The 2,777-nt window shown below is 71.2% G+C and carries 1 protein-coding gene; it reads right to left on the reverse strand.

The window, feature by feature from the left end; genetic code table 11:
• Positions 1–100: 100 nt before the first annotated feature.
• Positions 101–2,725, reverse strand: a complete 2,625-nt coding sequence (gene clpB, locus ACOJUF_RS20405) for an ATP-dependent chaperone ClpB (RefSeq protein WP_420123651.1) — start codon at positions 2,723–2,725, stop codon at positions 101–103.
• Between the last annotated feature and the right edge of the window lie 52 nt (positions 2,726–2,777).

The raw sequence follows: 2,777 nt of genomic DNA on the forward strand, positions 1-2,777 counted from the left end.
CCCCCCGGGCCCGGGGTGGTTCCGGCCCGGGCGGGGGGGGGGGGGCGCGCCGCGGGCCGGGCCCCCCCCCACGGCCGCGCGGATGCGGCCGAGGAGATCCTCAGACGGTCAGCGGCACGATCTGGTCGACCGGCCGGACCACCAGCGCGCCCGGGTCGTCCTCGTTCACGTCGACCAGCACGGTCTGCCCGTCCCGGATGCGACCGGCCAGCAGCTCGCGGGCCAGCTGGTCACCGATGGCCGACTGGATCAGCCGGCGCAACGGGCGCGCCCCGTACAGCGGGTCGAACCCGCCGATGGCCAGCCACTCGCGGGCCGCCGGGGTGACGTCCAGGGCCAGCCGCCGGGCGGCGAGCCGCGTGGCCAACGCCGCGACCTGGATGTCGACGATCGATCCCAGCTCGCCGGTGGTCAGCGCGTGGAAGAACACGATGTCGTCGAGCCGGTTGAGGAACTCCGGCTTGAACGCCACCCGGACGACCGACATGACGGTCTCCCGGCGCTGCTCCTCCGACATGCTCTGGTCCATCAGGGCCTGGCTGCCCAGGTTCGAGGTCAGGATCAGCAGGGTGTTGCGGAAGTCCACCGTGCGACCCTGGCCGTCGGTGAGCCGGCCGTCGTCCAGCACCTGGAGCAGGATGTCGAAGACGTCCGGATGGGCCTTCTCCACCTCGTCGAGCAGGATCACCGAGTAGGGCCGGCGGCGGACCGCCTCGGTCAGCTGACCACCCTCGTCGTACCCGACGTAGCCGGGCGGGGCACCGACCAGGCGGGCCACCGAGTGCTTCTCGGAGTATTCGCTCATGTCGATGCGGACCATCGCCCGCGGGTCGTCGAACAGGAAGTCGGCCAGCGCCTTGGCCAGCTCGGTCTTGCCGACGCCGGTCGGCCCGACGAACAGGAACGAGCCGGTGGGCCGATCGGGGTCGGCGATGCCGGCCCGCGAGCGGCGCACCGCATCGGAGACGACCCGCACGGCATCGGCCTGGCCGACGACGCGCGCACCCAGCCCTTCCTCCATGCGCAGCAGCTTCTCGGTCTCGCCCTCCAGCAGCCGGCCGGCCGGGATCCCGGTCCAGGCGGCGATGACGGTGGCGATGTCGTCGGGACCGACTTCCTCGCTGACCATCGGCGCCTCGGTCGCCTCGTCGACACTCTCAGCGGAGATCGCCTGGGACAGTTCACGCTCCAGCGCGGGGATGCGGGCGTACAGCAGCTCGGAGGCCTTGGCCAGGTCACCCTCGCGCTGGTACCGCTCGGCCTGCATGCGCAGCTCGTCGAGTTCCTTCTTCAGCTCGCCGACCCGGTTCAGGCCCGACTTCTCCCGCTCCCACCGCTCGTTCATCGCGGTGAGCTGCTCGTTCCTGTCGGCCAGGTCCCGGCGCAGCCGGGTCAGCCGGTCCTGGGACGCGGCATCCGACTCCTTCTCCAACGCCAGCTCTTCCATCTTCAACCGGTCGACGGCGCGCTGCAGTTCATCGATCTCGATCGGCCGCGAGTCGATCTCCATGCGCAGCCGGGACGCGGCCTCGTCGATCAGGTCGATCGCCTTGTCCGGCAGGAAGCGGCTGGTGATGTACCGGTCGGACAGGGTCGCCGCGGCCACCAGCGCGGAGTCGGCGATCCGCACGCCGTGGTGCGCCTCGTACCGCTCCTTGATGCCGCGCAGGATGCCGACGGTGTCCTCCACGCTCGGCTCGCCGACGAACACCTGCTGGAACCGGCGCTCCAGGGCCGGGTCCTTCTCGATGTGCTCGCGGTACTCGTCCAGCGTGGTGGCGCCGACCATCCGCAGCTCGCCGCGGGCCAGCATCGGCTTGAGCATGTTCGAGGCGTCCATCGCGCCCTCGCCGGTCGCGCCGGCCCCGACCACGGTGTGCAGCTCGTCGATGAACGTGACGACCTGACCGTCGGAGTTCTTGATTTCCTCCAGGACGGCCTTGAGCCGCTCCTCGAACTCACCGCGGTACTTGGCCCCGGCGATCATCGACCCCATGTCCAGGGCGATCAGCTTCTTGTTGCGCAGCGACTCGGGCACGTCGCCGGCAACGATGCGCTGGGCGAGCCCCTCGACGACGGCGGTCTTGCCGACGCCGGGCTCACCGATCAGCACCGGGTTGTTCTTGGTGCGCCGGGACAGGACCTGAACCACCCGCCGGATCTCGCTGTCCCGCCCGATGACCGGGTCGATCTTGCCCTCGCGGGCCCGCTCGGTCAGGTCGACGCCGTACTTCTCCAGCGCCTGGAACGTGCTCTCCGGATCCTGGCTGGTGATCTTGCGATCGCCGCCCCGGACCACCGGGAACGCCTCGACCAGGTTGTCGGTGGTCGCTCCGAGCTGGTTGAGCAGGTCGCCCGCATCGGTACCCGGGCGGGCCAGCGCGGCGAGCAGGTGCTCGGTGGACAGGTACTCGTCGCCGGCGGCCCGCATGATCTGCTCGGCGCCGGTGAGGATGTTCGCGACGGCGCGGGACAGCCCGGGCTGGGCGACGGTGCTGCCGCTGACCCGCGGCAGGCGGCCGAGCAGGGCGTCGTTGCGGTTCTTGACGACGGCGGGGTCGGCGCCGACGGCCCGCAGCAGACCGGGCGCGGTCGAGCCCGGAGTGACCAGCAGTGCGCCCAGCAGGTGGGCCGGTTCCACCGAGGAATGCCCGGCGGACGTGGCGGCGGTGACGGCCGCGGTGACGACCTCGCGGCTCTTCGTGGTGAGGTTCTCGAGGTTCACGGCTGGTGTGGTGCCTTTCTCTGCGGTGCCGATGGTTCTCGTGACGTCCGCG

Source organism: Nakamurella sp. (genome assembly GCF_048594475.1).
GTDB lineage: Bacteria > Actinomycetota > Actinomycetes > Mycobacteriales > Nakamurellaceae > Nakamurella.